The 25020-nt window shown below is 71.2% G+C and carries 25 protein-coding genes and 1 pseudogene; 9 read left to right on the forward strand and 17 right to left on the reverse strand.

Annotated features, from left to right (window positions below; translation table 11 throughout):
* Positions 1 to 4 precede the first annotated feature (4 nt).
* From dgoD to EV186_RS12565, 5 genes are all read right to left on the reverse strand, one after another.
* Positions 5 to 1150, reverse strand: coding sequence for a galactonate dehydratase (dgoD, locus tag EV186_RS12545; protein WP_133849394.1), 1146 nt, complete (start codon positions 1148 to 1150; stop codon positions 5 to 7).
* A gap of 12 nt (positions 1151 to 1162) precedes the next feature.
* A complete protein-coding gene (locus EV186_RS12550; protein ID WP_133849395.1) occupies positions 1163 to 1912 on the reverse strand; it encodes an SDR family oxidoreductase in 750 nt (249 codons plus the stop codon).
* Between the two features lie 76 nt (positions 1913 to 1988).
* Entirely contained in the window at positions 1989 to 3020 is a 1032-nt protein-coding gene (locus EV186_RS12555) for an ABC transporter permease (RefSeq protein WP_133849396.1), read from the reverse strand.
* A complete protein-coding gene (locus tag EV186_RS12560; RefSeq protein WP_133849397.1) occupies positions 3017 to 4534 on the reverse strand; it encodes a sugar ABC transporter ATP-binding protein in 1518 nt (505 codons plus the stop codon). The genes EV186_RS12555 and EV186_RS12560 overlap by 4 nt, the downstream gene beginning before the upstream one ends.
* Positions 4534 to 5562, reverse strand: coding sequence for a substrate-binding domain-containing protein (locus tag EV186_RS12565; RefSeq protein WP_133849398.1), 1029 nt, complete (start codon positions 5560 to 5562; stop codon positions 4534 to 4536). The genes EV186_RS12560 and EV186_RS12565 overlap by 1 nt, the downstream gene beginning before the upstream one ends.
* Before the next feature lie 86 nt (positions 5563 to 5648).
* Here EV186_RS12565 and EV186_RS12570 point away from each other — a divergent pair, with 86 nt between their 5' ends.
* The 4 genes from EV186_RS12570 (at position 5649) to EV186_RS12585 (ending at position 8510) form a co-directional block, all read left to right on the forward strand.
* Entirely contained in the window at positions 5649 to 6587 is a 939-nt protein-coding gene (locus tag EV186_RS12570; RefSeq protein ID WP_133849399.1) for a sugar kinase, read from the forward strand.
* Positions 6584 to 7207, forward strand: coding sequence for a bifunctional 4-hydroxy-2-oxoglutarate aldolase/2-dehydro-3-deoxy-phosphogluconate aldolase (locus EV186_RS12575; RefSeq protein ID WP_133849400.1), 624 nt, complete (start codon positions 6584 to 6586; stop codon positions 7205 to 7207). Before EV186_RS12570 ends, EV186_RS12575 begins: the two co-directional genes overlap by 4 nt.
* On the forward strand, positions 7200 to 7949 hold the full coding sequence (locus EV186_RS12580; protein ID WP_133849401.1) for a FadR/GntR family transcriptional regulator: 750 nt from the start codon (positions 7200 to 7202) through the stop codon (positions 7947 to 7949). Before EV186_RS12575 ends, EV186_RS12580 begins: the two co-directional genes overlap by 8 nt.
* A 186-nt stretch (positions 7950 to 8135) precedes the next feature.
* Positions 8136 to 8510: a hypothetical protein gene (locus EV186_RS12585; RefSeq protein WP_133849402.1), complete on the forward strand. Its 375-nt coding sequence runs from the start codon at positions 8136 to 8138 to the stop codon at positions 8508 to 8510.
* Between the two features lie 55 nt (positions 8511 to 8565).
* Here the strand turns inward: EV186_RS12585 and EV186_RS12590 are convergent, their stop codons facing one another.
* Positions 8566 to 10626 carry an NPCBM/NEW2 domain-containing protein gene (locus EV186_RS12590; protein ID WP_133849403.1) on the reverse strand — a complete coding sequence of 687 codons (2061 nt, stop codon included), beginning with the start codon at positions 10624 to 10626 and terminating at the stop codon, positions 8566 to 8568.
* Positions 10627 to 10761: 135 nt separating this feature from the next.
* On the opposite strand from EV186_RS12590, the gene EV186_RS12595 reads away from it, so the two are divergent.
* Positions 10762 to 11466: a FadR/GntR family transcriptional regulator gene (locus EV186_RS12595; protein WP_166659145.1), complete on the forward strand. Its 705-nt coding sequence runs from the start codon at positions 10762 to 10764 to the stop codon at positions 11464 to 11466.
* On the opposite strand, the gene EV186_RS12600 is transcribed toward EV186_RS12595, so the two are convergent.
* The gene (locus EV186_RS12600) at positions 11467 to 11973 is read right to left on the reverse strand and encodes a winged helix-turn-helix domain-containing protein (RefSeq protein ID WP_243753996.1); all 507 of its coding nucleotides are present in this window, start codon (positions 11971 to 11973) and stop codon (positions 11467 to 11469) included.
* 258 nt (positions 11974 to 12231) lie between these two features.
* On the opposite strand from EV186_RS12600, the pseudogene EV186_RS40775 reads away from it, so the two are divergent.
* Positions 12232 to 13080: pseudogene (locus EV186_RS40775) on the forward strand (MFS transporter); the annotation flags it as partial.
* Positions 13081 to 13257: 177 nt separating this feature from the next.
* Here the strand turns inward: EV186_RS40775 and EV186_RS12610 are convergent.
* From EV186_RS12610 to EV186_RS12635, 6 genes are all read right to left on the reverse strand, one after another.
* Entirely contained in the window at positions 13258 to 14136 is an 879-nt protein-coding gene (locus tag EV186_RS12610; protein WP_133849405.1) for a Rieske (2Fe-2S) protein, read from the reverse strand.
* 36 nt (positions 14137 to 14172) lie between these two features.
* Positions 14173 to 14904 (reverse strand): glycosyltransferase family 2 protein, encoded by a 732-nt coding sequence (locus EV186_RS12615; RefSeq protein ID WP_243753998.1) that lies wholly within the window; start codon positions 14902 to 14904, stop codon positions 14173 to 14175.
* Positions 14901 to 16199: a bifunctional PIG-L family deacetylase/class I SAM-dependent methyltransferase gene (locus EV186_RS12620; RefSeq protein WP_133849406.1), complete on the reverse strand. Its 1299-nt coding sequence runs from the start codon at positions 16197 to 16199 to the stop codon at positions 14901 to 14903. Before EV186_RS12620 ends, EV186_RS12615 begins: the two co-directional genes overlap by 4 nt.
* Positions 16196 to 17131, reverse strand: coding sequence for an acyl-CoA dehydrogenase family protein (locus tag EV186_RS12625; protein WP_243753999.1), 936 nt, complete (start codon positions 17129 to 17131; stop codon positions 16196 to 16198). Before EV186_RS12625 ends, EV186_RS12620 begins: the two co-directional genes overlap by 4 nt.
* Before the next feature lie 84 nt (positions 17132 to 17215).
* Complete coding sequence (locus EV186_RS12630) at positions 17216 to 17764, reverse strand: HAD-IIIA family hydrolase (RefSeq protein ID WP_208115583.1); 549 nt, start codon at positions 17762 to 17764, stop codon at positions 17216 to 17218.
* Between the two features lie 83 nt (positions 17765 to 17847).
* Positions 17848 to 18846 (reverse strand): DNA topoisomerase IB, encoded by a 999-nt coding sequence (locus EV186_RS12635; protein ID WP_133849409.1) that lies wholly within the window; start codon positions 18844 to 18846, stop codon positions 17848 to 17850.
* A gap of 130 nt (positions 18847 to 18976) precedes the next feature.
* Here EV186_RS12635 and EV186_RS12640 point away from each other — a divergent pair, with 130 nt between their 5' ends.
* Positions 18977 to 19426, forward strand: a complete 450-nt coding sequence (locus EV186_RS12640; RefSeq protein WP_133849410.1) for a hypothetical protein — start codon at positions 18977 to 18979, stop codon at positions 19424 to 19426.
* Positions 19427 to 19439: 13 nt separating this feature from the next.
* Here EV186_RS12640 and EV186_RS12645 read toward each other — a convergent pair whose 3' ends face one another.
* Entirely contained in the window at positions 19440 to 20462 is a 1023-nt protein-coding gene (locus EV186_RS12645; protein WP_133849411.1) for an NAD-dependent epimerase/dehydratase family protein, read from the reverse strand.
* A gap of 127 nt (positions 20463 to 20589) precedes the next feature.
* Between EV186_RS12645 and EV186_RS12650 the strand changes: the two genes are divergently transcribed.
* Together EV186_RS12650 and EV186_RS12655 are read left to right on the forward strand one after the other, a co-directional pair.
* Positions 20590 to 20988 (forward strand): hypothetical protein, encoded by a 399-nt coding sequence (locus EV186_RS12650; RefSeq protein WP_133849412.1) that lies wholly within the window; start codon positions 20590 to 20592, stop codon positions 20986 to 20988.
* A 125-nt stretch (positions 20989 to 21113) separates the two neighbouring features.
* Positions 21114 to 21488, forward strand: coding sequence for an STAS domain-containing protein (locus tag EV186_RS12655; protein ID WP_166659146.1), 375 nt, complete (start codon positions 21114 to 21116; stop codon positions 21486 to 21488).
* Here EV186_RS12655 and EV186_RS12660 read toward each other — a convergent pair.
* From EV186_RS12660 to EV186_RS12670, 3 genes are all read right to left on the reverse strand, one after another.
* Entirely contained in the window at positions 21461 to 22228 is a 768-nt protein-coding gene (locus tag EV186_RS12660) for a SigB/SigF/SigG family RNA polymerase sigma factor (RefSeq protein ID WP_133849414.1), read from the reverse strand. The two genes, EV186_RS12655 and EV186_RS12660, sit on opposite strands and share 28 nt — an antisense overlap.
* Positions 22229 to 22301: 73 nt before the next feature.
* A complete protein-coding gene (locus EV186_RS12665; protein ID WP_133849415.1) occupies positions 22302 to 23057 on the reverse strand; it encodes a Pvc16 family protein in 756 nt (251 codons plus the stop codon).
* Complete coding sequence (locus tag EV186_RS12670; protein ID WP_166659147.1) at positions 23038 to 24990, reverse strand: ATP-binding protein; 1953 nt, start codon at positions 24988 to 24990, stop codon at positions 23038 to 23040. Before EV186_RS12670 ends, EV186_RS12665 begins: the two co-directional genes overlap by 20 nt.
* Positions 24991 to 25020 lie beyond the last annotated feature (30 nt).

The raw sequence follows: 25020 nt of genomic DNA on the forward strand, positions 1-25020 counted from the left end.
GACCTCACCACTCCGCGAACGAGCCGTCGGCGTGCCGCCAGATCGGCGACCGCCAGGAATGACCTCGCTTGTCGGCTTCCCGCACGGCCGCCTCGTCAACCTCGATCCCGAGCCCCGGTGCCGCCGGCGGGCGCAGGTGCCCGTCGCGGAAGTCGAACACGGCGGGGTCGACGAGGTAGTCGAGCAGGTCGCTGGTGGTGTTGTAGTGGATGCCCAGGCTTTGTTCCTGGATCAGGAAGTTCGGCGTGGCGAAGTCCACCTGCAGGCACGCCGCGAGCGCGATCGGCCCGAGTGGACAGTGCGGCGCCACGTGCGCGCCGAACACCTCGGCCAGCGCGGCGATCCGGCGCGATTCCGAGATGCCGCCCGCGTGCGAGAGATCCGGTTGCACGACGGCGATGCCCGCCTGCAGCGCGGGCAGGAAGTCGGTGCGCGAGTAGAGCCGCTCCCCCGCGGCCAGCGGGATGGACGTCTGCGCGGCCAGGTCCGCCAGCAGGTGGCCGTGCTCGGGCACCAGCGGCTCTTCGACGAAGATCGGCGCGACGGGTTCGAGCGCCTTGACCAGCCTGCGCGCGTTGGCCATGGAGACCCGGCCGTGGAAGTCGATGGCCAGATCGCGGTCGTCGCCCAGGACCGCGCGGGCCGCCTCGGCCCGGGCCACGGCGTCGGCGATGTCCTTCGGCGACGCGATCGGCGCCATCCGGCCACTCACGTTCATCTTCACCGCGGTCAGCCCGGCGTCGACCTGCCGTTGCACGCCCTCGGTCAGCTCGGACGGCGAGTCACCGCCGACCCAGCCGTACATCCGGACCTGGTCCCGCACGGGGCCGCCGAGCAGCTCGTGCACCGGCGCGCCGCGGTGCTTGCCCGCGATGTCCCACAACGCCTGGTCGATCCCGGCGACCGCGCTGGCGAGCACCGGACCGCCGCGGTAGAAGGTGCCCTTGGTCATCACCTGCCAGTGGTCCTCGATGCGCAGCGGGTCCTGGCCGAGCAGCACCTCTTCCAACTCGTGCACCGCGGCACGCACGGTCTCCGCACGGCCCTCGACCACCGGCTCGCCCCAGCCGACGATGCCGCTGTCGGTCTCGATCCGGCAGAACAGCCAGCGCGGCGCGACGAGGAACGTCTCCAGCTTGGTGATCTTCACTCGTCACTCCCCCTACGCGAACCGGACACCGAGACCCCCGTCTACCGCCCAGTTCGCACCGGTCACATACGACGCCGCGCGCGAGGCCAGGAAGCACACGACCTGGGCGACTTCTTCCGGCGTTCCGATGCGGCGCAACGGGTGCACGCCGAGCAACTCCGCTTCCTGGTTCGGGTTGTCCGAGCGCTCCAGCCACTCCTGCACCAGGGCCGTGCGGACGTAGCCGGGGCTGACGGCGTTCACCCGGATCTGGTGCGCCGCGACCTCCAGCGCAAGGCTGCGGGTCAGCCCGACGAGCCCGGACTTGGCCGCCGCGTAGGGGAACATCCCTTGCGTGGTCAGCGAGGAGTGCAGCGACGCGACGTTGACGATGCTCCCGTGCCGCCGCTCGATCATCGACGGCAGCACGGCGCGGCCACACAGCCACGCCGACTTCAGGTCGACCGAGAAGACCTCGTCCCAGTCGGCCTCGGTCATGGTGACCGGGTCGAAGTAGGCGTTGCGGCCGGCGTTGTTGATCAGGACCGTGGCCGGGCCCAGCGCCTCGGCGAGCGCTTCGAACGCCCCACGCACCTGGGTCGCGTCGCTGATGTCGCCCTGGACGGCGAAGATCCCCGGCACCGCCTCGGTGGTGCGCACGTCCACCACGCCGACCGACGCGCCCAGGTCGCGGGCCTGGGCCGCGATGGCCGCCCCGATCCCTTGCGCGCCACCGGTGACGAGGACGACCTCGCCGTCCAGCAGACCCTTCCACTCACTCACGCGATCGCCTCGCTGACGCGAGACCGTGCCGAATCCCCCTGGCGCGTGGCATCCATGATTCGCTCGCAAGCTTCGCTCACGTAGGCATCCCGACCCGTCGTTCGCCACTGCGCAACTGCATGATCACGACGGCGATGACGAGCAGCGCGCCGCGGGCGACGTTCTGCCAGAACGGGTTGACACCGAACAGGATGATGCCGTTGTCCAGCACGCCGAGCATGATCACCGCGAGCATGGTGCCCGCGATGGTGCCGCGACCGCCTTGCAGGGCACAGCCACCGAGCGCCGCCGCCGTGACGGCCTGCAACTCGAGGCCTTCACTGCCGGACACGGGCTGCCCCGACCCGGTGCGAGCGGTGATCAGCACCCCGGCGAGCGTCGCGACCACGCCGGCGATCGCGTAGACGGCGAGGATGTAGCGGTTGATGTTGATGCCCGCGAGCCGCGCCGCGGTGTCGTTGCCACCGATCGCGTAGATGTTGCGGCCGAGGTCGGTGTAGCGCAGCACGAGGTGTGCGATCAGGGCGACGATCGCGAGGATCCAGATCAGCGTGGGGATGCCGGCGATGGCGCCGCGGGCGATGAACACGAACGCCGCGTCGGTGCCGGTGTAGCCCTGCGCGCGGCCGTTGGACACCAACTGCGCGACGCCCTTGTAGGCGGCCAGCGTGGCCAGCGTGGCGACCACCGGGTTGACCCGGCCGTAGACGATCACGACGCCGTTGACCAAGCCGGCCAGCAGGCCGACGCCCAGCGCCGCGAGGATGCCGAGCGTGGCACCGCTGTGCGTGAACACCATCGCCGAGACCACCGAGCCCAGCCCCGCCGCGGAACCGACGGAGATGTCCAGCCCGCCGAGCAGGATCACCACGGTCTCGACGATGGCCAGCAGCCCCATCACGGCGATCGCGGTACCGATCACCTCGATGTTGGACAGCAGGAAGAACTCGCTGTGCTTGGATCCGATGAGCGCGACCAGCGCCACGAGCGCGATCAGCAGGCTGACGTTCTGCACGCCGATCGCGTCGAGGGCCCGGCGCACCCCGCTCCGCCGCGGCACGGCCTGCGGCGCGAGCTCGGCCTCCGGGGCTTCGGCCGTCGCTTTCATGATGCTTCCTCTTCGATCTCGTTCTCCGACATGGCGAGGGCGAGGATCTGCTCCTCGGTGGCGCGAGCCGGCAGCTCGCCGCTGACCCGGCCGTCCTTCATCACGACGATCCGGTCGGCGAGCCCGATGACCTCCGGCAGTTCGGAGGAGATGATCAGCAGGGCGGTGCCCGACTCGGCGAGCCGGTTGATGATCCCGTAGATCTCCGCCTTCGCGCCGACGTCGACACCGCGGGTGGGTTCGTCGAGGATCAGCAGCGCCGGTTCGCGGGCCAGCCACCGCGCGAGCACCACCTTCTGCTGGTTGCCGCCGGAGAGCTTGCGGACGTGCTGCTCCATGCTGGGTGCCTTGATGCGCAACGAATCCACGAACCGCGACACCAGCGCACGCTCGGCGCGCTGGTTGACGAACCGCAGCTTGCTGAGCCGGCGCAGGCTCGCGAGCGAGACGTTGTCGCGCACGCCCCGGTCGAGGATCAACGCCTCGGCTTTGCGTTCCTCCGGGGCGAAACCGATCCCGGCACGGACCGCGTCGGTCGGCGACTTCATCCGGATCCGCTTGCCCTGCAACACCATCGTGCCCGACCGGATCGGCACGTCACCCACGATCGCCTTGGCCAGTTCCGAGCGGCCGGCGCCGACGAGACCGGCGAGCGCGACGATCTCGCCTTGCCGCACGGTCAGCGAGACGTCGGAGACGTCGTCGGTCGTGACGTCCTCCAGCGACAGCACGACCTCGCCCGGCTCGTGCCCCGTCCGCTGGAACATCGCGTCCAGGTCGCGGCCGACCATCATCCGGACCAGCTCGTCCTCACTGGTCTCGCCGGCCGGGCGCACGCCGACCAGGGCGCCGTCGCGGAGCACGGCGATCCGGTCGGCGATGCGGAAGATCTCCTTCATCCGGTGCGAGACGTAGACGACGGCGATGCCCTCGGCCCGCAGCCGGTCGATCAACGCGAACAGGATGTCGACCTCGTGGTCGGACAGCGACGACGTCGGTTCGTCGAACGCGACCACCCGCGGCTTGCCGGTCAGCCCGCGCAGGATCTCCACGATCTGCCGTTGGGCGGGTGAGAGCTGCCGGCCCAGCGCGTCCACCGGGATGACATCGGCGAAGCCGAGGTCGGCGATGAACTGCCGGGCCTGCCTGCGCGCCGCCGCCCGCGAGAACAGCCGGCCGCGGTTGGGCAGCGCACCGGCGAACACGTTCTCCGCGACGTCGACGTGCGGGATGATCTCCGGTTCCTGCGCGATCACCCGGATGCCCGCGTGGTGCGCGGCCGCCGGGCTCGTGTGGTGCACGGGCACCCCGTCGAGCTCGACGTGGCCCTCGTCGGGCTGGTGATCGCCGTTGACGATGCGCAGCAGGGTCGACTTGCCTGCGCCGTTCTCCCCCATCAGGGCGAGCACCTCGCCGGCGCGCACGTCGAGGCTGACGTCGGTCAGCGCGCGCACGCCGGCGAACCGCTTGCTCACCCCGGTGAGGCTCAGCACCGGGATCTCGTTCTTTTCCATCAGGTGCAGACCAGACCCGACTTCTGCCAGTTGGTCTTGTCGACCATCTCGGTGTGCGCGATCGTCTTGGGCGGCAACGCCTTGCTGTTGCGCAGGTGGTCCACCATCACCTGGATCGCCGAGGCGCCGACGGCCGGACCACCGATGTAGAGCGCGGCCTTGTTGCCCGAGTCCTGCCCGGCACGCCAGTCCTTGCACGTGAGGTACGCGCCGAGACCCACGCCGATGATGTTGTCCGGCTTGACCCCGCCGTTCTGCAGCGCGGTCACCACGCCGGTCTCGTTCTCGTCGTTGCAGCCCCAGACCAGCCAGTGCTTGACGTTCTGGTTCGAGGTGAGCACGGCCGAGGCCTTGTTCTGCGCGTCGGTCACCGAGTTGTCCGTGCCGATCTTGATCTGCTGCGGCAGGTCACCACCGGTCGCGGTCTTGAACGCGTCCTCCGCGCCCTTGACCCGGTCGCTGCAGGTCTGCAGGTCCTGCTTCCAGGACTCGATCACGCGGGTGTCCGAAAGGGACCAACCGGACGCCTTGAACAGCTCGCCCGCCTTGGTGCCGACCGAGTTGCCCATCTGGGTGCCGTCGAAGCCGACGAACGGGGCCTCCTGGCCGGTGCCGTCCTTGATGGCGTCGTCCGCGGCCATCAGCGGGATGCCCGCGTTCTTGGCCGCGCCGATCACCTGCGGGCCGATCTGCTGGTCGGGCACCACGATCACGATGCCGTCGACCTTCTGCGCGATCACCGCGTCGAGCTGGCTGATCGCCTTGTTGGCGTCGGTGCCGAGGTCGATCACCTTGACGTCGACGTTGCCGAGCTGCTGCGCCTTCTGCTTGGCACCGGTCGCTTCGTCGACGAAGTACTGCTGGTCGCCCTGCTTCTGCAGCAACGCGATGGTGAGCTTGCCGGTCTTGGGCGCCGCACCGCCGCTGCCGGGAGCCGCACCCGTGTTCTGACCACTGGAACACGCGGCGACCAGCGAGGCGATCGCCGCCGCGGCCGCTGCCGCACGCAGGGCTGAGAACCGGCTCATCGTTGGGCCCTCTCATATAGTATGACTGTATGCTCCTTGGGGTCGTAACGTAGAAGTGCGCTCAGTTCACTGTCAAGGGGATGGGCATGACCGGTTCGATCGTGACCCTCGGCGAGGTCATGGCGTTGTTCTTGACCGCTGACGCACGCCCCCTCGGCATGGCGACCGACTTCCGGCTGGACGTCGCGGGCGCCGAGGCCACCGTCGCGATCGGACTGGCCCGGCTCGGCCACCACGCCGTCTACCTCGGCCGCCTCGGCGACGACCCCCTGGGCGCACAGATCGTGCGCACGATGCGCGGGCACGGCGTCGACGTCACCGGGTTGCAGCTGGTCCCCGACGGGCCGACCGGGTTGCTGGTCCGCGACGCGCCGGTGGACCGGCCGATTTCCGTGCGGTATTACCGGTCCGGGAGCGCGGCCGGCACGGTGTGCCCGGACGACATCCCGCCGCCCCTTGTGGAATCAGCGGCCCTGGTGCACCTCACCGGCATCACCAGCGCGCTCTCCGATTCGGCTCACGCGACCGTGCTGCACGTACTGCGCTTGGCCCGCGAAGCCGGGGTCCTGGTCAGTTTCGACCCGAACGTGCGGCTGACCCTGGCGCCCCCGACGCGCTGGCGTGCGATCTTCGAAGAAGTCGTGCCGTGGTGCGACATCGTGCTCACCGGCGCCGACGACGCCCGCGTGGTCACCGACGGCGACCCGGCCGCGTGGTTCCTCGACCGCGGCGCGAAAACGGTCGTGGTCAAGGACGGCGCCAAGGGCGCGTACGAGACCGACGGCACGACGGTGACCCAGGCGCCGGCCCGTCAGGCCGTGGTGGTCGACCCGGTCGGCGCCGGTGACGCGTTCGCCGCCGGGTGGCTCGGCGGCTGGTTGCGTGGCCTGCCACCCGAACAGCGGCTGCGCGAGGCGTGTGTGGTGGCGGCCCTGGCGATCGGCGCGCCGGGAGACATCGCCGGGCTTCCGGACGATCGAGTGGTGCAGGCAGTGCTGGCAGGCGAAGGAGACGTGACGCGGTGAGCAGCACAGCGGTGTTCGACCAGGTGCGGGCGTGCGGCGTGGTCGCCATCATCCGCACCGATTCCGCCGAGACGGCGCGGCGCCAGGCCACCCGGGTGCTCGAGGCCGGGCTGCCCGTGGTCGAGGTGTCGCTGACGACGCCGGACGCGTTGTCCGTGATCTCGTCGCTGGCCGCCTCGACGGACGCGGTGATCGGTGCGGGCACGGTGATCAGTGCCGAACTGGCCCGCAAGGCCATCGACGCGGGCAGCCGGATCCTGGTCAGCCCCAACCTGGTGCCGGCGGTCGTCGAGGTGGCGGTCGAGCACGACGTGGCCGTGCTGCCCGGGTGCATGACCCCGACGGAGATGACGACCGCGATGGAACTCGGCGCGACCGCCGTGAAGATCTTCCCGGCCCAGGTATGGTCGCCGCACGCCCTGCGCGGCCTGCTGCAGGCGTTGCCGGACCTGCCGACCGTGCCCACGGGCGGCATCGGTCCGGACGACGCGGCGGACTGGATCGCCACCGGGGCGGCCGCGGTCGGCGTCGGTTCGGCGCTGACGGCGGCGGAGAACGTGACGGACGTGGTCGCAGCGCTGGGCGCGCGGATCGCGCGAACCAGGAGCACAAATGCCTGAACCGAGCACGACGCGGTTCGCCTACGACGACACCGGTCTGGACGCGGCTCGCGGTCGTCACCAATTCGTGGTGAACCGGCTGGGCCTGATGATCGCGGCGGGCGAGCTGGCCGAGGACTCGCAGATCCTGCCGGACGAGATCTGCGAGCGCTTCGGCGTCTCGCGCCCGGTGGTGCGCGAGGCGCTGCGGGTGCTGGAGGCGAAGGGGATGGTGAGCCCGAAGCCGAAGACGGGCACCCGCGTGCTGCCGATCCACCAGTGGAACCTGCTGGACCAGGACGTGATCAGCTGGCGGATCATGGGCCCGCACCGGACGCGCCAGCTCAGCGAGCTGACCGATCTGCGGGTGGCCGTGGAGATCTACGCCGCCCGCAAGTGCGCCATCGACGTCACCGCTGAGCAGCTCGCCGAAATGCACAAGTGGTGCGATGCGATGGCAGCGGCGGCGCACGCGGGCAACCTGGAGGACTTCACCGAGGCCGACATCGCCTTCCACACGGCGTTGCTGGACGCCTCGGGCAACACCGTGTTCCGGCAGTTCGCCACGCCGTTCGCGGTGTTCCTGCACGCGAAGAACGAGCTGCACACGTTGCCCGAGCGGGTCGACGAGACCGTGCTGGACAGCCACCGCGGGGTCGTGGAAGCCATCGCCGCGCACGACGCCGATCTGGCGGAGTCGTTGTGCCGCAAGATGATCGAGGCGTCCCGGGCGGAGCTGCTGCGCAACCTGCCCCAGGACTGACGCGGCGCATTTTGGCAGGCAGTTCGCTTCTTTCCCACATCGCGCCGATTCCGCCGTCAATTACGTGAGTCGACTCGATTGCGCCGTCTGCCCGTCGAGGTGCACCGCTCGGCGGTACTCACGCGTCAGTGCCGCTCATACTGTCGGTGGCCCGGAACTGCGCCGCTCATCGTCGATGGAGCATTCATGAATACTGGTCGCCTGGCCACTGGAATTGCCGTCAGATCGTTGGCGGCGGCATTCGTGCTCGTGAGCGGGTCGCTGGCCGCAACCGCCACCGCGGCCGCGGCAACCGAAAGTTGCAACGACAACACCGTTCTGTTCTATGACAGCGGGGTCGTCACGGCCTCGGCCTACGAGTTCTGCTTCACCGAAGGGGGCGGCGAGCCGCTGGTCACGCCGCTGCCGTCGAACATCCAGGAACGGGACCTGGTCACCGGCGACTGGGTCACGCTGGTCACCGGCGTGGGCGCGATCCACTACACGTGCACGGGCACCACGGCCCACAAGTTCCGCATCACCCTGACCGAGCTGAAGAAGATCACCGCGCCGTGCACCTGACGCGCGTGGGAGCTGCCCCGCGGACCTGTTCCGCGGGGCAGCTCCCAGCACACGATCAGCTGCAGGTGAGCGTGGGTGCGCCCCAGTCGGCGTTGTCGGAGGTCACGCCGTCACCGGCGTCGGCGACCGCGATCCGCAGCGACTGCGCCCCGGACACGTCCACGGTCATGTGCTCGACCGGGTCGGCGCCGTGCAGGACCGGGCTCTGGTAGGCCAGTTCGCCGTTGGTGTAGACGGAGAACACCACCGATCCCTTGTTCCCCTGGGAATCGTCGATCCCGAGGTCCGCCGAGAACGAACCGCAGTGACCGCCCAGGAAGTAGTCGATCTGGCCGGCGGGGTGGGTCCAGAGACCCTTCGGGTAGAGCTGGCCGCCGATCGACAACTCGTTGCCGTAGTAGTTCTTGTCCTTCAGCGCCGGGCCGTAACCGTTGGCCATCGACAACCAGTTCAGGTCGCTCAACGCCACGGAACCAGCCGGTGGCGCCGCAGGCACGAGAACCTTGGTGGCGTAGGTGACCACGCGGGGTTGGCCCAACTCCTGGAACTTCAGCGTCGTCTTGAGGTCGTAGGTCCCGGGTGCGATGTCCGCGGACGGTTCGACCTTCCACTGAGCCGTGGCCTGACCACCGGCACCCTTGAGCAACGGCAGCGTCCTCGGCCCGGCCGGGGTGGCGGTCCAGCCCGCCGGGGCCGTGAGCGACGCGGTGGCGCCCGGAACCGGGAGCACGCCGTCGTTGACCGCGGTGCCCTGCAACGTCACCGGCTCACCGGGCGCGGCCACGACCACGTCCAGGCCGGGCACGGTGCCGGTCGCCGCGGCACCCCAGCTCACCGCGGTGCCGACGCCCGCGGTCTTCCCGCTGATCCGCAGCATCCGCGAACCGTGCGGGGGCAGGTAGCCGGAGAACGTGCCCGCGGACTCGAACGTCTTGTGCTGCCACAGGTCCCGGGTGCCGTAAGCCGACGACTTCGGCAGACCCAACTCGGTGGCGTTGGTCTGCACGAGCCGGTCGCGGTCGGTCCGGTTCACCAGCAGGACCGCGGTGTCGCCATTGGACAGTGGCCGGGCCCAGACGTCCTCGTCCGGCGTCGCGCGGACCTTGTAGCCCGCCTTGCCGAGCTTGTCCTGGTCGATCGCGATGACTTCCTTGTTGGTCAGGATCTCGCGCGTCGCCGCGCTCATCGAACGCAGGTCGTTGCCCGCGAGCAGCGGCGCGGCCGCCATCGACCACATGCTGAACTGGCTCTGGTAGGAGGTGTCGTCCAGCTCGCCGTGGCCGACCATCAGGATGTCCGGGTCGTTCCAGCCGCCGGGACCCGCGAGGTCGTGCAGGCGCGCGACCTGGTCGCCGTTACGCAGGAAGGAGTCCCAGTTGTCGCTGTAGTCGGTGGAGGTGCGCCACATCTGCGCGAGCTCGGGGGCGAACTCCCACGATTCGACGGCTTCCTCCCAGACGCACATGCTGAACAGCATCGCCCGCGGTGCCTCGTCGAACGCCTTGGCCCACCGGGAATACAGGGTCTTGGCAACATCCTGTTTGGACATTCCGGGGAAGTCGTTGTACGGCACGGCGCACCAGTCGACCTTCACGAAGTCGACACCCCAGCTCGCGAAGGTGTTCACGTCGCGGGCCTCGTTGTTGTATCCGGCGGCGTACCCGGCGCAGGTCTTCGTGCCGACGTCGGTGTAGACGCCGAGCTTCAGGCCCTTGCCGTGCACGTAGTCGGCGAGCGCCTTGATGCCGTGTGGGAACTTCTTCGGGTCGGCGGTCATGTTGCCGTCGGCGTCGCGTGCGCCCGCCCAGCAGTCGTCGAGGTTGACGTAGTCGTAGCCTGCGTCGCGCATGCCGCTGCTGACCATCGCGTCGGCGGTCTGCTTGACCAGGTTCTCGTCGACGTTGCAGAAGAAGGTGTACCAGTCGTTCCAGCCCATCGGCGGGGTGGCGGCGACGTTGTGCGGGTCGTGGTGCGCGGTGGCCGCCGGCGTAGCGGTAGATGGGGCGGTCGGCTGCGCGGTCGCCGTCGTCGGTGCGACCACGAAGGCCAGGGCTAAGAGTCCACCGACCAGCAACGCGAGCCACGGTGCCCGCCTGCCGGTGCGTGTCCTGAGCATCGTCGAGCTCCCTCCTCGCGCCGCACGAGCCGGGGCGCGGTGGTGGCGATCGTAGGGAACCTCGTGAGACTTTGTCTAGATAATCTGACAATACGACCGGACCGGCCCAACGGTGGCATGCGGCATGCTGGGCACGTGAGTTCGGCACCCCGGGGCCTGCACGGCGCCCTCATCCACGACCTGGGCCGCAAGATCGTCGGCGGCGCGCACCCGGCTGGGGTCGCGTTGTCCCTGGACGGGCTGTGCGCCGAGTATCAGGCCTCGCGCCCGACCGTCCGCGAGGCGCTACGGGTGCTGGAATCCAAGGGGTTGTTGAAGATCCGGCAGAGCCTAGGCACCCGGGTGCAGCCGGTGGACCAGTGGAACCTGCTCGACGCCGACGTCGTCGCATGGCGCCTCGAGGGCGCGGACCGCGCCCAGCAGGTGCGGGAGCTGCTGCAGATGCGCCTGGCCGTCGAGCCGGTCGCGGCCGGGCTGGCCGCTCAGGTGCCCGACCCGTCGATCGTCGCGCGCCTCGAAGCAGCACTGGCCGCCATGCGCACCGCGGCCGACGACGGTGACCTGCGAGCCTTCACCGAGGCGGACGTGGAGTTCCACGCCACGCTGCTGTCCGGATGCGGCAACCGCATGTTCCCGCTGCTGACCGTGCTGGTGGCCACCGCGCTGGAAGCCCGCGAACAAGCGCTGACCCAGCACCACGTCGACCTGTCGGTGGCCGCCTTGGAACAACACGGCGCCGTCATCGCCGCCATCGGCCGCGGCGACCCCGAGACCGCCGAGCAGCAGATGCGCGCCATGCTCCGCGCACTGCAGCACGAGGAGACCCCGGCCGGGCCGTGACTAACCGGCGCTCAGGAGCGGGCCGATCGTGACGAGGTCGGCGCCGTCGAAGCGGTAGCCGACCCCGCGCACCGTGGTGATGTGGTGGCCGTCCGGGCCCAGCTTCACGCGCAGGCGGCGGATGTGCACGTCGATCGTGCGGCTGCCCGGCGGCTCCCCCATCCCCCACACCTGGGCCATCAGGCTGCTGCGGCGGTGCACCTTGCCCGGGCGCGCGCACAGGTGCAGCAGCAAGTCGAACTCCAGCCTGGTCAGGTCCAGCGGCTCGTCCCGGAGCACAACCCGGCGTGACTCCGGGTCGAGCACCAGCCGGGGCGACTCCGATGCCTTGCGTGGCACAGGAACCACCGGCACAGGGACCACTGGCTTAGGGACCACCGGCTCGGCCGACAAGGCGGCGCCGGGGACGGCGGTGGCCGCGCGCACGAGGTCGTGGAGCGCCGCCAGGGCGCCGGCCGTGTGCGGGAGCTGGATGTTCAGTTGCAGCACAACCGTGTTCGCGTTCACCTGGGCTGCCTCCTGAACCGTTCCGCCGTTCGCCGGTGACCCCCATGCGATCGCGTTTCCCCGCGCCACGTCAATCGCCGGGAACTGGCTCTTGCCATGTGGGACAACGCGTTTCGCAAGAAGATCGGGCTCGGAGCGGTTCTCAAGGCCTGGGCGGGTTGACCTCTGCCTCGAGCAGTGGGTAATGTCCCCACCCCCTAGCGACGCCTCTCGGGCAGCTGGTGGTGGGGACCGACCCACCAGCTCCAGGAGGCGTTCGTGTCCCACCAAAACCCTTTGCGGCAGCGGGATTTCCGGCTGCTGCTGGCCGGTCAGACGGCCGCGCAGTTCGGTGCGCAGCTCAGCGGGGTGGCCATCCCGCTGCTCGCCGTGCTCACTCTGCACGCCGGCGCGCTACAACTCGGGGTGATCTCCGCGGCCGGCACCGTCGCGTTCGCCGTGCTCGGGTTGCCCGCAGGCGCTTGGCTCGACCGGTGGCGGCGCCGGCCGGTGCTCGTCGCGGCCGATGTCGTGCGCGCGGTCCTGCTGGCCAGCATTCCGTTGTGCGCCATGGTGAATGCCCTCACCATCACCCAGCTGGTCATCGTCTCGTTGCTGGCCGGGGTGGCGCGAGTGTTCTTCGACGTCGCCTACCAGCCCTACCTGCCCACGGTCATCGGCCGGGACACCGTGCTGGCCGGCAACTCCGCCATGGAGACCGCGCGGGCCGGCGGGCAGATCGCCGGGCCGGGGCTCGGCGGCTGGCTCGTCACGGTCCTCGGCGCGGCCAACGTCGTGCTGGTGCAGGCGGTCACGTTCGCGCTCTCGGCACTCGCCCTGATCCGGATCAAGACGACGGAGCCGGCCCTGCCCAGCCGGCGCACCAGCATCCGCGAGGGCCTGACCTTCGTCCGGCGCACCCCGCTGCTGCGCGCCACCGCGATCGCCAGCGCGGCGGGCAACTTCTCGTTCGGCATCGCGTCGGCGGTGAGCGCGCTCTTCGCCGTCCGCACGGTCGGCCTCTCCTCCACCGCGCTCGGCGTCGTGCTGGCGGTCGGTTCGGTGACGGTCATGCTCGGCGCGGCCCTCACTCCCCGGCTGGCCAAGGCCCTCGGGTCGGCCCGGGTCATCTGGCTCGTGCCGGTCGCGTGCGGGCCGCTGGCGTTGCTCGGCGTGTTCGCGGCACCGGGCTGCCATGAGTGCAGAGGCGCCTGGCTGTTCAAGCGCCCGCGAAGACTTGCTTGGACGCTAACGCACAGCCCAATGGTCCGCAGTTCGACTGCGGTGCAACCGTTCTGGAACTCGTCAACTCGCGGGCACGCCGGCGAAGGTGCGGACCTTCGCATACAGCACGCCTTCGCGGATCTCGGTGTCCAGCACGGGTTGTGGCGCGATCGCCGGGCCGTGCACCACGGCCCCGTCGTCGACCCGGAAGGCGCTGCCGTGCCAGGGGCAGACGATGCACCGCTCGCCTTCGACGGTGTCGAGTTCGCCGTCGTGCAACGGCGCCGCCATGTGGCTGCACTCGTCGTACAGCACGGTGAAGCCGGTGCTCTGCTTGATCACCATGACCGGGATGAGCCCGGCCATCCGGCGGGCCGGACGATCGGTGGTGAAGTCGTTGACCAGCCCCAGTTCGTGCCAGTCGTCCGGTCCGGTGTGCGGGACCTCGGCGGCGTGGTTGGCGCCCATCGCGTGCCGGGAGATCAGGTCGCCGCCCAGGGCGGCCGAAGCGACGGAGATGACGCAGCCGAGCAGACTGCTCGCGGTGCCCGAGCGCCCCCGCGCCCGCTGCACGAGGGACGCCCCGTAGCAGCCGAGCGCCACCGTGTTCAGGGTTGCGTGGACGATGCCGATGCGTTGCTGCTCCTCGTGTCCCTCCGCGAAGTCGGCGAGCCCGGTCGTCGCGGCGGGCACGCTGGTCACGATGCCGAGCCCGATCAGCCGCTTGGCCGCGGCGTCCTGGTCGCCGATGACGTCCAGCGCCGTCGCGGCGGTGAAGAAGCCGAGCGGCATCTGCGCGAGCGCGGGGTGCAACGCGTGCCCGAGCCACACGCCGTGCAGCGCGTTCTTCACCGCGCCGGGCTGGAGCACCTTGTGCACGGCGTCGCGCACCAACCCGGCGGCACGATCCAGCGCGGTGACGTTGGCGATGAGATCGATGGGGCTGCGTCGGCTCGGCATACACCCGGAATAGCCCGGATGGACGCCGCTGAAACGTCACGGACCGGCATCGAGGTCACCCAACAGGCTGGCGAGACCGCCCACGGCACGGCCGTCGAGGCGGGCGCTGGTGCGCACCACGGGGTCCGTCGGTTGCGCCACGCGCCGGCCCGCGGCGGCCAGCCTGCGCCACAGGTCGCGGTCCTCGCCGGTGTCCAGCGGCGCGTAGCCGCCGACCGAGAGGTAGGCGCTGGCGCGCACGCCCAGGTTGGCGCCGTACACGTGGTCGTGGTCCAGCGGGCGTATTCCGGCGGCGACCTGTTCGCGGTAGCGGCGCAAGGTCGCCGGCCGCAGGTGACCTGTGCCGGTCAGCCGCACGAGCCCGGCGACGGCGTCCAGGCCGGCGTCCGCGTGCGCGACGTGCCCGGTCACCCAGTCGGTGCCGACGACCGAATCCGCGTCGGTGTTGAGCAACCACACCGCGGCCGGGTCCACCGCACCGAGGTCGGCGAGCACCGCCCGCATGCCCAGGGCGCGCACCTCCCCGAGGCGCAGCGGCAGGTCGTTGCCCACCACGAGCACGTCCGGGAATTCGTTGCGCACCAGCGCTTCGGTGTCGTCGGCGCACCGGTCCGGGACCACGCACACGACCCCGCGCAGCGCGGAGGACCGCAGCGCCCTGGTCACCGACCGCAGGCACGCGCCGATCCGGGGACGCTCGTCGCGGGCGGGCACGACGACACCAACGGCCGCGACACCGACCGCCGCGATACCGCCGGTGGCGATCACGAGCGGCGCAGGACGTGCAGCAGGAACTCCTCGTCGGTGTGCTCGACCACGGTGCGCAGCGCCGGGTGCTCGGTGAGCACCGCGTGGGTGGCCACCGCGTCCCGCGGTGCCTCGGCGGGCCAACCGCGCCAGTGCACGGCGACGAAGTCGCCGCCGGGCTCCAGCACCGACACCAGCTCCGCGACCGTCTCCTTCAGGTCCACATCGGACAGGTAGTAGAGGATTTCGCTGCACACGACCAAGTCGGCCCGCACATCCGGCAGGTCCGCGGGCATGTCGGCGGGTACGGCCGCGACGGTCACCGCCCGTGCGCCGGCCGCCCGCGCGGCCGCGACGGCCTCGGGGACGGGGTCGAACGCGAGCACGCGGTCGCACCGCTCCTGCAGCTGCACGGTCAACGCACCGGTGCCGCAGCCGGGCTCGATGGCCAGCCGGTAGTGCTCGCGCGGCAACGAGGCCAGCACCACCTGCCGCTTGCGCCGCTCGTACCAACTCGACCGGGTGTCCCACGGATCGGCGTTCGCGCCGTAGAGCGCACCGAACCGCTCGACGGGCGCGGAATCCTCGCGTGGTTCGCGGAACACCACCTCGTGGTCGCGGGCGAAGTGCGCCAGCATCGACCGGTCCAGGATGGCCGGCTCGCCGCGCGGGCCGGGCCGCAGCTGCGAGGCGAAGGCCGCGAGGGCCACCGCTTTGCGCCGTTGTCGCGTCGGGGTCAACGGGATCCGGGCCGCCCGGGTCCACGGGATGGCCGAGTCGACGGGGTCGGTCCAGTGCCACATCCAGATCGGGTAGGACCAGCGGTGCGCGGTGATCGGCGCGGCGGCGAGGGCCGCACGCCCGGCCGCGGCGTGGTCGGGGTGGGGGTCCAACGGCCACGGGGCCAGCACGCAATCGGCGTCGCGCAGCAGCGGGCGCAGCCGGTCGGTCAGCTCGCGTTCGTGGTCGGCCAGCCCGGAATCGGGCAGGTCCAGCCACCGCACCTCGGTGTCCGGTGCGCCGAGTGCGCGCAGTGCCTTGGTGAGTTCGCCGGTGCGCTCGCGCGCCAGCGCGCCCTGTTCGGCGTGGTCCGCGGCGGGGAAGGCGAGTTCGCCGCGGGTGGCGACCACGAGCGTCAGGTCCCCGCCCTCGTCGTGGTACGCCTGCAGGAAACCGCCGAGCGCGAGCGTCTCGTCGTCGGGGTGGGCCGCGACGACCACGATCCGCCGGTGCTCGAACAGGTCGGCGGCCGCCGTGACCCGGGTGGCCAACGGCTCGGACCACCGCGCTTCCGCCGTGACGGGACGCCCGCTCATCGGCACCCGGCCAGGACCAACCGGCCCAGGGCGGCGAAGTCGCGCTCGCCGTGGTGCTGGCGCACGTACACCTGCAGGTCGGCCAGGGCCTGCGCGAAACCCCGGTCCCGCGACAGCGCGGTCGGCCCGGTGATCCGCGGCACCCGGTCGAGCACGTCGCGGGCCAGGACCTCGACCGCGCCGCGGCACACCATAACCAGGTCCCGGTGCTCGGCGGACGGCTCTGCGTCGATGGCGGCCGCGGTGTCGGCGAGCAGCGCGCGCGTCGCGATGAGCCCGGTGTGCAGCGCACCGAGGTGGGCGAGCTGGTGCTCGTCGGGTTCGCGCTCGGCGAGCTGGGCCCGCAGCCGGTCGAGCACGCCCGCGCACCCACCCCACCAGACGGCGGCCACTCCCCCGCCACCCCACCAGAACCCCGGGCGCTCCAGGTAGAAGCCGGGCGGACCGACCACAGCGTCGGCTCCGACCGGCAGGTCGTGGAAGGTGACGTCGCCGCTGTCCGAGGCGTCCATGCCGATCGCCTGCCACGCGTCGGCGTCCCGGCTGATCCGCTCGTCGGTCAGGTCGACGTCCACCAGCAGCGACTTGTCGTCGTCGGCCAGGGCCGCGACCAGCGCCCGGTCCAGCGAGCCGGTGCCCGAGCAGAACCGGACGGTGCCGCTCAGCGCGCCGTCGCGGATGACGGCGCCGGTGCCGCCGGAGCGTGCCGCCCAGACGCCGTAGAGCCGGCCCGGCCGCGCGGTCAGGCCGGCCTCGTGCAGGATCGACACCGCGTCGACGTGGCCCTCGGCCAGCCGGGCCACGGTGAGGTCGGCGCGACCCAGCTCCTCGAGCGCCGCCCAGCGGGCGCCGGTACCGCCGGACCCGGGGTCAGGCAGCTCGAGGGCGCCGTCCGCGAGTGCCGTGCGCGCCGCGGCCGCGACCGATGCCACTGTTCGTTGGGTACCCACGGACACCGGTTACCCAGCACGCACTGGAAGCAAGCAGCAGCAGCGGGTTCGCCCCGGTCGTCGTCCTCACTGGACCGACGGGGTCAGGTCCTCCCGCGTCGCGTCGATGACGCTGTGCACGGCGTCGACCAAGGTCGTCTCCACCCAGGATGCCGCTTCGACCTCCGCCCGGGCGGTCGACAGCGTGGGCACCAGGATGCCCACCGCGCCGGCCGCCCGCGCCGCTTCGACGTCGGCGGCGGTGTCGCCGATCACGAAGGTGTGCCGGGGTTCGACGCCCAGCTCGCGGCAGGCGGCCAGCACCAGGCCGGGCTTGGGTTTGCGACACGAGCAGCCGTCGGCCGGCGCGTGCGGGCACACCTGCCATGTGTCGAAGGGGCCCAATAATCGTTCCACCTGGGCATCGACCGCGTGGCCGGCCGCCTCGGTGAGCGACCCCAGCGCGATGCCCGGCTGGTTGCTGAGCACGCCGATGTGGATCTTTCGCGACCGGGCGGCGTCCAAGGCCGCCAGGGCACCGGGCATGGTGCGCACGGCGGTCGGGTCGGGGTTGTCGGGCACCTCGACCACGAGCGTCCCGTCCCGGTCGAAGAGGATGGCGCGCGGCGTGTTCATGGGCATCCTCTCGGGTCGGCGGGTCGTGGTGCTTGTTCAGAGAATCGGCCGCAAACGGCGCCGCCAAACACGAAACGGCGTCCTTATCGAGTCAGCAACCGGATCACGGCGCGCTCCACGATCGCGGTCGCCCGCGGCCCGTCGGCCCGCTTCGCCCGCCGCAGCGCCGCCTCGATGGTCTCGCCCTCCTCGAACCGGTCGATCACCCTTGGGTCCACATAGGACCGGCGAGCCACGGCCGGGGTGTTGCCCAGTTCGTCGGCCACCGCGCGCATGGCCCGGCTGACCACCTGGCGTGCCTTCGTGGGGCTCGTCGGCCGCTCGCGGCGGGCCAGGAACGACGCGGTGAACACCGTCGCGTGCCAGGTGCGCAGGTCCTTGACCGTGTAGCGGTCGCCGACCAGCTCCTTGAACCGCGCGTTCACGGTCGTGGCCCGCACCTCTTGCCACTGCTTGCCCTCGCGGTAGGCCAGCAGCCGCCCGGTGCCGGGCTCGGCCTTCAGCAGCGCGCGGACGAGCTTCGCGAGCTCGCGGTCGGTCAGCTCGAACTCCTGGCGGACCCCGCTCTTGGCCGGGTAGTCGAAGTGCAGGCGGTCCCCGTCCACCCGCACGTGTTCGGGCAGCAACGTGGTCAGGCCGTAGCTGCCGTTCTGCTCGGCGTACTCGTCGCCACCGGTGCGGAACACCCCGCGGTCGAGCATCCACAGGGTTCCCGCGAGCACCCGGCGTTCGGTGAGGCCGCGGCCACGCAGGTCCTCGAGGATCTTCTCGCGCACCTTGGGCAGCTTGCGGGCCAGCGCCACCACGCGGGCGTGCTTCTCCTCGTCCCGGGCGGCACGCCACTGCTCGTGGTAGATGTACTGGCGCCGCCCGGCATCGTCGATCCCGACGGCCTGGATGTGGCCTCGCTCGTCCGGGCAGATCCAGACCTCCCGCCACGCGGGCGGGATCACCAGCTTCTCGCACCGGGCGCGGGTTTCCGGGTCCAGCGGCCCGCCGTCCGCGGTCAGGAACCGGAATCCCTTGCCGTGGCGGCGGCGTTGGAGACCCGGCGTGTCCGGGTCGCTACGGGTGAGCCGCATGAGCCCTTGATGCCCACCGCCGATCCCGGCGAAACCTCGCCACCAGGGCGTGTTCAGGCCCCAGCCATTCGGGGTAATCGACGATCATGACCGAAGCGGACCAACCGGAACAGGGCGGGCGCCGAGGACGATGAGCGCCATCCAGGACGGCGATTCGCCCAACGACATCGCCCACAAGCTGCTCGGCCTGGTCGAGCGCGGTCACGGCGAGGCGGTCACGGACGTCATAGAGGAGCTGCTGCCGCCGGACCCGGACCGCACGGACGGCCGGATCGAGGCCGTGGTGCTGGAACTGCTCGAGCGGGCGGCCCAGGCGGCGAAGGGCCGCACGCCGGCCACGGATCTGCCGGCCGACGAGCCCTACCAGCTCGAGTTGTACGACCACTCCGGCGAAGCGCTGACGATCGACGACGTCGGCCCGGTGCCCCGCGCTGCCCTGCGGGCGCTGCTGGCGCTGCTCACCGACCGGCGCCACGACGCCGTCGAGCAGGTCGCGCTCGTGCTGGACAACGGCTCACGCAACGACGCGGCCACGCTGCTGACGACGAGCCTGCTGTGGAGCGGGGCGGACAACGACTAGATCAACGACCAGATCAGGGTCGCAGGGCCGGGCTGGCAGGCTGACCCGCGCCCTGCGCGAGGCCCTCCAGCAGGTCCTGCACCGCGGCACGCGCGGTCACCTTCGGTTCCCAGCCCAACTCCGTGCGAGCACGGCGGGTGCTCATGACCGGCACGCGCATCGCGAGGTCGAGCCAGCCCGGCGACACCGGCACCGCGCGCAGCCGCCACGCGCCGTGCACGATCGGCCGCAGCAGCCGGGCGGGCATGGGCACCAGCCGCTTGCCGACGAGCTGGGCGAGGTCCTCGGCCGAGAGCACCGGGTCCGTCGCGATGTTCACCGCGCCGGGCAGCCGCGTCCGGATCGCCGCGACGACGGCGGCGGCCAGGTCGACGGCGTGCACGACCTGCATGCGCAACGCGCCGGGCAGCGGGACCATCGGCAGCCGGCCACGGCGGAGCACCTTGAAGAGGGCCCTGGGAACCGGGCCGATGAAGAAGCGCTGGATCTCCTCGGCGGCGGCGCGGTGCATGACCAGGGCCGGGCGCAGGCGGGTGACCGTGGTGGCGGGGTGCCGCCGCTCGAACTCGTCGAGGTAGGTCTCGACCGCCGCCTTGTCGGTGCTGTACATCGACGACCGCACGCCCGTCGCCGGCCACTGCTCGTCCACCGGCGCGGAGGTGACGGCGGGGGCGTACGTGCCGATCGACGACACGTAGACCAGGTGTGGCACCCCGGCCCGGGCGAGCGCGTCGAACACCCGGCGCGAACCGTCCACATTGGTGTCGCGCAACGCCTGGCGGTCGTGGTTGGGCTGGATCGCCCAGGCGAGCTGCACGACGACGTCCGCGCCGGCGAACACCTCCTCGAGCCGCCCGCTCGCGCGGGGATCGGCGATGTCGACCTCGTGCCAGCTCGTGTGGGCGTACGGCGGCAGGGGTTCGGGCCGCCTGCGCGCGATGGCGTGCACGGAGTCGTCCCCGCTGCCGGACTCGTGCAGCGCGTCGAGGACCGCGGTGCCCACGTTGCCGCTCGCGCCGATCACCACGATCTTCATCTGTTCCTCCGCCGAACGTCCACGATGGTCCTCCTCACCTGGAGGATCGCTCGGCTCCGGATTCCCGCTGGGCGTCGATCGAAACGTCGGCGCCGACGACGTCTCGGGCATTGGTTAGGGTTCCGGAATGCCGCCCGATGACGACGAATTCGTGCTCGAGGCACCGGCGACGGCACACGCCGCGCCGGTCGTCCGGGCGATGGCGGCCGCCGTCGTGATGGCCCACGACTTCCCGCTCGAGGAGATCACCGATATCCGGCTGGCCGTGGACGAGGCGTGCTCGCTGCTGCTGCCGCTCGCCGCACCCGGCACGAAGGTCTGCTGCGCCGTGCGGATCGACGCGGGTGTGGCCCACTCCGTCGAGGTCATGGTTCGGGTGGCCAGCGCCGAGGAAGGCCTGCCCGACTCGGTCGACCTGCAGATCCTGCGCGCCCTGGCGACCGACCTCAAGACGTGGGCCGAACCCGACGGCGAGGCAAGCACACACCTGCTGATCAGGATGCTGATGACCCGCGCGAACGCGTGACGCGCATCCTGTGCCGGATGCCCGGCACGAGGTTATCTTTGACGGCGAACCACCTGACGGCTTCAACCCGTGTGGCCGGCTCTCGTGTTCACGAGTTCCGGAGGGTCGCGATGCCCCGAATAGGCGTGACGGACACGGTCGAGAACGACGCGCTGGCCATCGCCATCAGCGGTGACCTGGACCTGCTCACCGCATCGGCCTGCGCGTGCGAACTGACCCGCGCCCTGGCCGACCGGCCGCCGGAGTGCCGCGTGGTGGTGCTGGACATGCGGGGCGTCGGCTTCTGCGGCGCCGTGGGCATACGCATGCTCCGCACGTTCGCCGGGCATTGCGCCGAGCTCGGCCTCTACGTCTGCATCCTCGCCGGCAAGAAGAGCGTGGTGCGCCGGATCGTCGAGCTGGCCGAGCTCGAGGAGGTGCTGCCGGTGGTCGACGACGTCACCGCCGCCACCAACTGGCTGCCCCTGGCCGGTCAGGCCTCGATGTCCGACCGCAGCTGAGCCAGCGTCTTGGCCAGCAGGCGCGAGACGTGCATCTGCGAGAGCCCGACCCGGTCCGCGATCTGCGACTGGGTCAGATCACCGGAGAAGCGCAGCGCCAGGATCAGCCGTTCCCGCGCGGGCAGCTTGCTGATCAACGGGCGCAGCGAGGCGACGTTCTCGACCATGGCCAGCGCGGCGTCGTCGTCGCCCAGGGTGTCGGTCACCGCCGGGTGCTTGCCCGGCTGGTCGGAACCGGCGCCCGGGTGGTCGATGGAGAAGAGCTGGTACGCGTTGGCCGCCTCGATGCCCTCGTAGACCTCGTCGATCGACAGTCCCAGCACCGTCGCCAGCTCGCTGGGCGTCGGCGACCGGCCGAGGCGCTGGCGCAGCTGCTCGGACTCGGCGGTGATCCGCAGGTGCAGTTCCTTGAGCCGGCGCGGCACCGAGAGCGACCACCCGGTATCGCGGAAGTACCGGCGGACCTCACCCATGATGGTCGGTACGGCGAACGCGAGGAACGGCTTGTCCCGCTGCGGGTCGAACCGGTCGACGGCGTTGACCAGGCCGAGCCGCGCCACCTGTTCCAGGTCCTCCAGCGGCTGACCACGGCGAGCGAACTTGCGCGCGATGTGGTTGGCCAGCGGCAGGTGCCCGGTGATCAGCTCATCGCGGATCCGCGCACGCTCAGCACCCTGGGCACCGGCCATGCGCGCGAAGAGCGGGCCGAATCGGCCGTACTCGTCGTCGCGTCTCGTCATGGCCCTGAGTACCCGAGCACCTCCCTGGAAAAACGTCCGTGAGGCCTGGAAAAAACGTCGGTCAGACCACGGTTCACACGTCCGAACCACCCCGGCCGGCGACCTTGTGCCGTCGCTCGCCGTCCACCCGGAGTTCGTCGCCGACCTCGGCGCTCACCACGAACGAGCCGTCCGCGCCGACCTCGGCCGCGCCGTGCGGGGTGGACACGATCGTGCCGGGCGGGGCGTCGGTGCGCCCGGCGACGAAGAGGCGCTCGTTGCGCTCCCCGCCGGTCGGCGTCGCCGCGATGCCGATGCGCCGCACGGCCGGGCCCGCCTCGGCCATCAGCCCGATGTCGACGGTCGCGGTCACGGTGACGTCCAGGCCAGGCTTGAGCTGCCCGCCGAGCGCGGACCAGAAGTCGGAGTTCTCCGAACCGTCGCCGGTGGCCAGGGTGAGGCTCGGCCGCGGCTCGACCGTGCGGTAGGCGGGCGCGACGTGCTCGGCCTCCAGCACGGGCTGGGTCAGCACGGCGGCGAGCGTGGCGCCGAGCAGCGAGTGCTCGTCGCGGGAGTCGGCGGTCCAGGCGGTGATCAGGTAACGGCAGTCGACCCTGGGCTGGGGCGCCCGGTGCACGGTGCGGCCCGCGTCGTCGGTCTCGGTGAAGATGCCGAACTCGCGCTCGGAGGTGTTGCGCCGGACGTCCCACAGGTAGAGGTTGATCGTCGGCCGCGAGACGCGGGCGGCCCAGTCCTTGTCCGGCGCGGCGAACACCACGTCGATCTCCTTGGGCAGCGGGACCACCGCGCGCAGGAAGGTCTCGAGGGATTCATCGAGCAGGTGCAGCATCGTCGTCGCCTTTCACCAGGTTGTAGTAGGGACCGAATTCGGCTTCGGTGCGCAGCCTGCCGAGTTTCTGGAATTCGCGTTTGATGGCGAGCACGACGCGTTCCATCGTGACCTTGCCGTCGTGTGCGGCGGCGAGGAACGCGGCGCCGAGCGCGGCGTTGCGGATGATGCCGCCGGTGATGCGGAACTGCCGGGCCAGGAAGTCGAGGTCGAGGTCGCCGACCGGCGCGGTCGACGGGAACGCCTGCTGCCAGATGAGTTTGCGGTGCGGCTCGTCGGGCGCCTCGAAGTCGACCGCCACCGAGATGCGGCGCAGGAAGGCGTCGTCGATGTTGCGTTGCAGGTTGGTGGCGATGACGACGATGCCTTGATAGGTCTCCAGGCGTTGCAACAGGTAGGCGACCTCGACGTTGGCGTACCGGTCGTGCGCGCTGCTCACTTCCGAACGCTTGCCGAACAACGCGTCGGCCTCGTCGAAGAACAGCACGAGTTCACCGGCGGAAGCGGCCTGGAAAATGCGTTCAAGGTTCTTCTCGGTCTCACCGATGTACTTGCTGACCACCGAGGAGAGGTCGATCTTGTAGAGGTCGAGGCCGAGCTCACCGGCGAGCACCTCGGCGGCGAGCGTCTTGCCGGTGCCCGACGGCCCGGAGAACAACGCGACGACGCCGGTGGACGGCAGCGGCGAGAACCCCCACTCCTGGTACACCGTGCTGCGGAGCCGGCAGCGCGCGATCAGCTCGGTGATCTGCGCGGACTGGTCGGTGGGCAGCACGAGGTCGGTCATCGTCCGTTGTGGACGGACGCGGACGGCGAGCTGGTCGAGGTGGCCACCGGCCAGGCGCCGCACGCCGTCGGCGACGCGCTCCGGGTCGCCACCCACGGCCGCCGCGACCAACGGCAACTGGTCGCGGGTCAGCGGGAACGCCGGGTCCGGGCCGATGCCGAGCACGCGTTCCCAGTCGACCGGCCCGGCCAGCGCCGAGTCGAGCCGAAGCTCGCTCCACCCACGCCGCGGCAGCGTGTTCAACGGCAGTTCGCCCGCCGAGCTGAGCACCCAGGTGAGCCGGTCCGCGTCGGCGATCCGCGCGGCCGCCTCGGCGTCGAGCGGAGCGTCCACTTCGAGCACGACCACCCGGTCGCCCAGCACGGCTTCGCGCACCACGGCGGCCCACTCCCCCGGCGTCGCCGGGCAGCGGCAGACGAGCAGCCCGCGGCCGGGGCACCGGGCGGCCACGGCGGCGAACCGGGTGGCCGCGTCCGCGCCGGTGGCCAGCAGCAACTCCGGTGGCGCACCCGATTCGCTTGTGGTGCCGACACGGCGCGTGGCCGCGGGCAAGCCGGGATCGGGTGAGTCGTCACCGGCCAGCGCCCACGACACCCGGGCCGCGGGCCAGAACGTCCGCCCCGCCCAGGGACCGTCCTCACTGGTCTCGACCAGGGCCGCCCCGCGCAGTGCGCCGCCCGGACCCAGGGACGGCGCGACGGGCTCGCCCAGGATCCGGATCAAGGTGGCCATGGTCAGCCGCGGCACCTGCACGTTGTCCTGCACGTACGCCACGAGCCGCCCGCGTTGCGGCGACGCGTCCACAGCGGCCAGCAGCGCCAGCACCATGGCATCGCGTGGGGCGAGCCCGGCCACCCGGCACACCCGGGCGAACACCGAGTCGCCCCGCAGGTGGTCCGCGAACGCCGACCCGGCCGCCGTCATGTGCGGCGCGAGCGCGGCCCGCACGACCTTGACCTGCTCGGGTTCGGGGGCGCCGAGCCCCGGCAGCCCGGCCAGCACGCGCTGCACGTCGTCCTCGCCGACGTACAGGCCCGCGAAGTCGCGCGGTTCCAGGCCGTCGCCCAGCCGGCAGACGAGGGCCTCGCACTGGAGCAGCACGTCGGCGAGGACCTGCCACGCCGGAATGTCATCGCTGACGGACACGTAACCCCCGGTTCATTGCATACGACATAG

The sequence above is a fragment of the Labedaea rhizosphaerae genome, from assembly GCF_004362825.1.
GTDB lineage: Bacteria > Actinomycetota > Actinomycetes > Mycobacteriales > Pseudonocardiaceae > Labedaea > Labedaea rhizosphaerae.